Origin of the sequence: Mycobacterium sp. (assembly GCF_032161845.1) — a bacterium.
Classification (GTDB): domain Bacteria; phylum Actinomycetota; class Actinomycetes; order Mycobacteriales; family Mycobacteriaceae; genus Mycobacterium.
This window is the reverse complement of the sequence record NZ_JAVRQA010000382.1, coordinates 1-6,225: the sequence shown is the minus strand read 5'-3', so window position 1 is coordinate 6,225 and position 6,225 is coordinate 1. Positions and strand designations below refer to the sequence as shown.

Sequence of the window (6,225 nt, the reverse complement as noted above, 5' to 3'; positions counted from 1 at the left end):
CGACGAGAACGTGTACTGGCAGTCCCAGCGCAACGACGACGTCGGACAGCCCGACGGCGACTACGCCTTCGAGTTGCACCAGGACAGTTGGGCCGACATGACGCCGCTCAACTCATTGGCCAGGGTGCCTCTCGAGGTATCGGCGAAGCGGACCGACGGGTCTGGATCTGACGGGGTCGTGATCTCGCTGCGCAACCCGACCAAGCAGATCGCGTTCTTCGAACGTGCCGAGGTCACCTCGTCGCAGGACGGTGACGAGGTCCTGCCGATCACCTACGACGACAACTACGTGACGGTGTTCCCTGGCGAGACGGTCGAGGTGCGCGCCTCGGCGCCGCGCGGATCGAGGAATCCGGCCTCGGCCGACTGGGTCCGCGTGACCGGGTACAACACGTCGCCCGTGGTGGTGGGAGTCTCGTAGTCCGAATCGGCCGGACGTCTACCCAGCCACCACGCGGTGCCGACCAGTACGGCGGTGAACCCGGCCAGGTAGGTCGCGGGAATCACCACGTCCCACCAGCCGCCGGGGCGCAACGACAACACCCCGGTCTCCGGCGTATCGCCCCGCGTGGACACCGGCCACCCCGCGAAGGCAGCGCAGAACGCCCACAACGCCGCAAGCGACCACCGGCTGCCGACGACGTAGGCACGATGCCCGAGATGGACCATCAGCGGCACCATCCACACCCAGTGGTGACTCCAACTGAACGGCGACAGCGCCGCCGAGGACATCCCCACGATCGCCAACCCGAGCACCGCGTGGCCCCGCCGCCACGCCAGCACCGCGACCGCCAACGCCAGCACGGCCAGCAGTGCCGTCAACGCCGTCGGCAAGGCACCCACCAGATGCAGCCGATCGAACAATCCCTTCAGGCTGGTGTTCGCCACCGGGTCACTGGTGATTCGCGCGACGTCGTCGAACCCGCCGCGGAGCCAGAAGTAATTGGAGTCCCTCGGCAGCAGGATGAAGCCGAGGAGGACCGTGACGGCGAACGTCAGCGACGCCACCACGGCGGGCCGGCGCCTACCGGTGAGGATCAGGTACACGATGAACAGGGCTGGCGTGAGCTTGATGCCCGCGACGATGCCGATGCCGACGCCAGCCCACCTGCGCTTGTCGGACCCGAGCAGATCGGCGACCACGACGGCCAGGATGACGAGATTGACCTGTCCGAGTTGCAACGACAGCCGCACCGGTTCCAGCCAGCAGACCAGACCCGTCAACAGGGCACCGAGACTCCACAGCCCGGCCGCGGTCGTCACCCCGAGCCGCACCAGCGAGCGGCGGACCGCGTAGATCACCAGCGCGGCGTTCACGACGAGCCCGAGGACCTGCGCCGTCGCAGGTGTGACGAAGGTCAAAGGCAACGAGCACAGCGCGGCGAACGGCGTGTAGTCGAACAGCAGCGTGTGCGGGTTGCCCGTCAGCCCGGTCGAGTAGAGGTCATGGCCGGCGAGCACCCGCGCCGCACCGAACCGGTAGACCAGTAGATCGACCTGACCGGCGAGGCTGGGCCACCGCACGTACATGCCCACGTAGGCGACCAAGGCCACCAGCAGAACGACCGGTCCGTATGCGCGCACCCACGCGTTCGCCTTGATGGACATCACCGCGAAGGTACGGAGGCCGGCTGAATGCTTCCTGAAAGCCGGGGTGGCCGAACCCTGTCGCTGAGCTACCGGGAGGATGTCCCCATGAGCGCATCCGAGAGGAGCTGGCGATGACCACGACGGACCTACGGTCGGAACTCGCAGACGTCACCACCGCGGCGGGCTGGGCCCGCCGGATCGACGACCGCGTGGACATCTACGTGCGTGGTCAGACGCGCGTCAGGGTCATCTGGCAGGGCAACGATGCGATCAGCGGCGGATCTCGCTTCCAGGACGACAACATGGAGACGTACTCGCGGGATCTGGAGACGGTGAAGGGCTGGTTGGCCCGGTAGTTCTCGCCCTCCGTCTCCCGACGCAGGCACGCAGCAGCGATGCCGCCACCGGCAGCGTGGACAGCACCGCGATCAACAGCACCATCAACTCGACGTGGGTGTTGACGAAAGCCACGTTCCCCAGGTGGAACCCCACGACGGTGAGCCCCACCCCCCAGGCCGCCGCACCCATCACGTCGCACGCCAGGAACACCGGGTAGCGCATCCCAGAGGCGCCGGCGATGACGGGCATGAACGTTCGCACCACGCCGACGAAGTGTCCGATCACGATCGTCTTGCGTCCGTGCTTGCCGAAGAACTCTTGCGATGACGCCAGATAGTGCTTCTTGAACAACCGGGCGTCCTCCTTCGCGAACAACGCGGGGCCAAGGCGCCACCCGATGAGGTACCCGACCTGACCACCCGCCACGGCGGCCACCGCGGCACACGGGGCAAGCGTCCAGATCCCGACCGGCGCGTCGTCCTGCGCCGCAAGCAGACCCGAGGTGAACAACAGCGTGTCCCCTGGCAGGAAGGGGAACAGCAGCCCCGTCTCGATGAAGACGATCAGCATGACCCCGGGCAATACCGCCGAGCCGAAGAGGCCACCGTGGCCCAGCCAGAACATCGGGTCCATGACGGCGGGCAACGCAACAACGGCGGTCGTCACGGCCGCAGACCCTAGTCGGCCGACATTGCGGCACGGCAAACGACACCCGACACGCGAACAGCACGAGGCGTCGTAGTGTCATACCCCGTGAGCGCACGCGCGGGCATCGTCGTCACCGGAACCGAAGTTCTCACCGGACGGGTTCAGGACCGCAACGGACCGTGGCTCGCCGATCGGTTGCTCGAGCTCGGCGTCGAGCTTGCGCACATCACGATCTGCGGCGATCGGCCCGCCGACATCGAGGCCCAGCTCCGGTTCCTCGCCGCCGAGGGCGTCGACCTCATCCTCACCAGCGGCGGGCTTGGCCCCACTGCCGACGACATGACGGTTGCGACCGTGGCACGGTTCTGTGGCCGTGATCTGATCCTGGATGCGGCGCTGGAGGACACCATCGCCGACATCCTCAAGAAGCTGATGGGGCGCTCGCTGGCCGCCGATGGTGTCGACTTCGAGGCCGTCATGGCGGCGAATCGCAAGCAGGCCATGGTGCCCGTCGGCGCGGAGGTCCTCGGTCCCGTCGGCACGGCCCCGGGCGTCGTCGTGCCGGGTTCGGCGGGCAGGAGCGAAGCGACCGGGGGGCTGGATCGGCCGACCGTGGTGGTGCTCCCTGGCCCACCGCGCGAGCTGCAACCGATGTGGGAGAAGGCGGTGCAGACCGCGGGGGTGCAGGCGGCGATCGCCGGTCGCACCGAGTACCTGCAGAACACCATTCGCATGTTCGGCCTGCCCGAGTCCGGTCTCGCCGAGACCCTGCGCGACGGCGAAACTGGCATCCCCGACTTCGGTCGACTCGAGATCACCACCTGCCTGCGGCGCGGTGAGCTGGAGATCGTCACGCGCTACGAGCCCGACGCCGCCTCGGTGTACGACCACCTGGTCGGGCTGTTGCGCGAGCGCCACGGACGGCAACTCTTCTCCGAAGACGGATCGTTGGTGGACGACCAGGTGGCCCGGCTGTTGGCGGGCCGCACGGTCGCGACGGCCGAATCCTGCACGGCGGGAATGGTTGCCGCCCGGCTGACCGACCGGGCTGGATCGTCGGACTACGTCGCGGGCGGTGTCGTCAGCTACTCGAACGAGGCCAAGGTGGCGCTGCTCGGGGTGGATCCCGGGCTCCTCGCGGCCCACGGCGCGGTGTCAGAACCCGTCGCCGAGGCGATGGCCGCCGGCGCCTTGGAGCGCTTCGGCGCCGACACCGCGGTGGCCATCACCGGTATCGCAGGCCCAGGGGGAGGTAGCGCCGAGAAGCCAGTGGGGACAGTGTGTTTCAGCGTGCGGCTGGCTGACGGGCCGACGCTGACCCGGACACTTCTACTGCCGGGCAACCGGTCAGACGTCCGGGAGCGGTCCACCACCGTCGCCATGCACCTGCTCCGACGCATCCTCAGCCCGTCCGGCGACGTCGACTGAGCACCGATGTCCTTCTCGCTCAACGATACTGCGCTGAACGCGCTGCTCGACCAGTTGCCGGCGCTCGCGGGTCGGACGCGTCAGATCGAGGACCTCCCCGGCGGGCTCACCAATCGCAACCTGAAGATCACCACCTCGGACGGGGTGTACGTGGCCCGCTGCTCGGGAAGTTCGTCGAACCTACTCGCCATCGACCGCGACAACGAGGACTTCAACTCCCGAGCCGCTCAGCGGGCAGGCGTCGGTGCGCCCGTCATCGACTACCGCCCCGATCTCGGCATCCTGCTGATCGGATATCTGGAGGGCGTCACCCTCTCCAAGGACGACTTCGCCCGCGAGGGCATCATCGCCAAGGCGGCGCACGCCTGTCGAACCCTGCACTCCGGCACGCGATTTCGCAACGATTTCGACATGTTCGCGCTGCAACCGTCCTACCTCAAGATCATTCGGGAAAACGGATTCCGGATACCCGAGCACTATCTGGACTTCGCCGACCAGTTCGCCGCGATCCGGATGGCGTTGGTCAGCCCCGACCAAACCACGGTGCCTTGCCACAACGACCTGTTGGCAGCAAACTTCGTCGAGGACGGCGACAAGATCTGGCTGATCGACTACGAGTACTCGGGCAACAACGATCCGTGCTTCGAACTCGGGAACATCTGGCGCGACAACCGTTTGAGCCTGGAGCAACTCGAGGGACTGGTCGCCGCGTACTTCGGCCGCTCAACGCGCCACGAACTGGCCAGAGCGCGCCTTCAGGGCACCGTGTCGCAGTACGGCTGGACGTTGTGGGGCTGCATCCAGAACGGCGGCAGCGCGCTGGACTTCGACTTCTGGGAATGGGGCCTTGAGCGCTATGAGAACGCCGTCGAGGAGTTCCGGGGACCCGACTTCACCCGGTTGCTCGACGACGTCCGGGCCTCGGACTAGGTAAACGATGAAATCGACGAACCGATCGGACGAGACCAATTGAATACCCCCACAACCGTTCCCGCGCGGGCTCGAGTCGTCATCATCGGCGGCGGGGTGATCGGAACCAGCGTGGCCCATCACCTGACCAAGCTCGGCATCACCGACGTCCTCCTCCTCGAGCAAGGGCAACTGTCCTCGGGAACCACGTGGCACGCCGCGGGCCTGGTTGGCCAGCTTCGCGCCTCCGAGAGCGGCACCCGGCTGGTTCAGTACTCAACCGAGCTCTACACCGAACTCGAGGCCGAAACCGGTCTCACCGCCGGCTACAAGCAGTGCGGCGGCGTCACCGTCGCACGCACCGAGGACCGGATGATCCAGCTGCGCCGCACCGCGGCCAACGCGGCGGCGTTCGACCTCGAGTGCGAGTTGCTCACCCCGCAGGAGGCGCTCGACCACTACCCGGTGATTCGCATCGACGACCTCGTCGGCGCCATCTGGTTGCCCGCCGACGGCAAGGCAAACCCGACCGATCTCACGCTGGCACTGGCCAAGGGAGCGCGGCTACGGGGTGCCCGAATCATGGAGCGCACCAGGGTCACCGGCGTGCTCATCGAGCGTGGCCGGGTCACCGGCGTGCGTACCGACCTCGGCGACGTCGAAGCCGAGATCGTCGTCAACTGCGCGGGCCAGTGGGCCAAGCAGGTCGGCTCGATGGCGGGGGTCAACGTTCCGCTGCACTCCGCCGAACACTTCTACGTCGTCACCGAACCGATCGTCGGCGTGCATCCCGACATGCCGATCCTGCGCGACCCGGACGGCTACACGTACTTCAAGGAGGAGGTCGGCGGCCTCGTCATCGGCGGCTTCGAACCCGAGGCCAAGCCGTGGGTCAGCCCGGACGCCATTCCGCACCCCTTCGAATTTCAGTTGCTGGAAGAGGATTGGGAGCACTTCCAGATCCTGATGGACAACGCCCTGCTGCGCATCCCGGTGCTCGAGGAAACCGGGCTGAAGAAGCTGTACAACGGGCCCGAGAGCTTCACCCCCGACAACCAGTTCATCCTCGGCGAGGCGCCCGAATGCGCGAACTTCTTCGTGGCCGCGGGGTTCAACTCCGTCGGCATCGCCTCGGCGGGCGGTGCGGGCCGCGCCCTGGCCGAGTGGATCGTCAACGGGGCCCCGACTACCGACCTGACCGGGGTCGACATCCGGCGGTTCGCGCCGTTCAACGGCAACAACCGGTGGCTTCACGACCGGGTCGCCGAGATCCTCGGGTTGCACTACGAAGTGCCATGGCCCAACCGGGAA

The 6,225-nt window shown here is 67.2% G+C and carries 5 protein-coding genes and 2 pseudogenes; 5 read left to right on the top strand and 2 right to left on the bottom strand.

What is annotated here, in order from left to right:
* A pseudogene (locus QOD90_RS20620) lies at positions 1-421 on the top strand (glycoside hydrolase); the annotation flags it as partial.
* Between the two features lie 299 nt (positions 422-720).
* On the opposite strand, the pseudogene QOD90_RS20615 reads toward QOD90_RS20620, so the two are convergent.
* A pseudogene (locus tag QOD90_RS20615) lies at positions 721-1,530 on the bottom strand (glycosyltransferase 87 family protein); the annotation flags it as partial.
* 191 nt (positions 1,531-1,721) lie between these two features.
* On the opposite strand from QOD90_RS20615, the gene QOD90_RS20610 reads away from it, so the two are divergent.
* Positions 1,722-1,946 (top strand): hypothetical protein, encoded by a 225-nt coding sequence (locus QOD90_RS20610; RefSeq protein WP_526352687.1) that lies wholly within the window; start codon positions 1,722-1,724, stop codon positions 1,944-1,946.
* Here the strand turns inward: QOD90_RS20610 and QOD90_RS20605 are convergent.
* Positions 1,861-2,595, bottom strand: coding sequence for a VTT domain-containing protein (locus tag QOD90_RS20605; protein WP_526352686.1), 735 nt, complete (start codon positions 2,593-2,595; stop codon positions 1,861-1,863). The two genes, QOD90_RS20610 and QOD90_RS20605, sit on opposite strands and share 86 nt — an antisense overlap.
* 87 nt (positions 2,596-2,682) lie before the next feature.
* Between QOD90_RS20605 and QOD90_RS20600 the strand changes: the two genes are divergently transcribed.
* From QOD90_RS20600 to QOD90_RS20590, 3 genes are all read left to right on the top strand, one after another.
* Complete coding sequence (locus QOD90_RS20600; RefSeq protein WP_526352685.1) at positions 2,683-4,005, top strand: competence/damage-inducible protein A; 1,323 nt, start codon at positions 2,683-2,685, stop codon at positions 4,003-4,005.
* 6 nt (positions 4,006-4,011) lie between these two features.
* A complete protein-coding gene (locus QOD90_RS20595; protein ID WP_526352684.1) occupies positions 4,012-4,935 on the top strand; it encodes a phosphotransferase in 924 nt (307 codons plus the stop codon).
* 39 nt (positions 4,936-4,974) lie between these two features.
* Positions 4,975-6,225, top strand: a 1,251-nt coding sequence (locus QOD90_RS20590) for an NAD(P)/FAD-dependent oxidoreductase (protein ID WP_526352683.1), incomplete at its 3' end; no start/stop codon positions are given.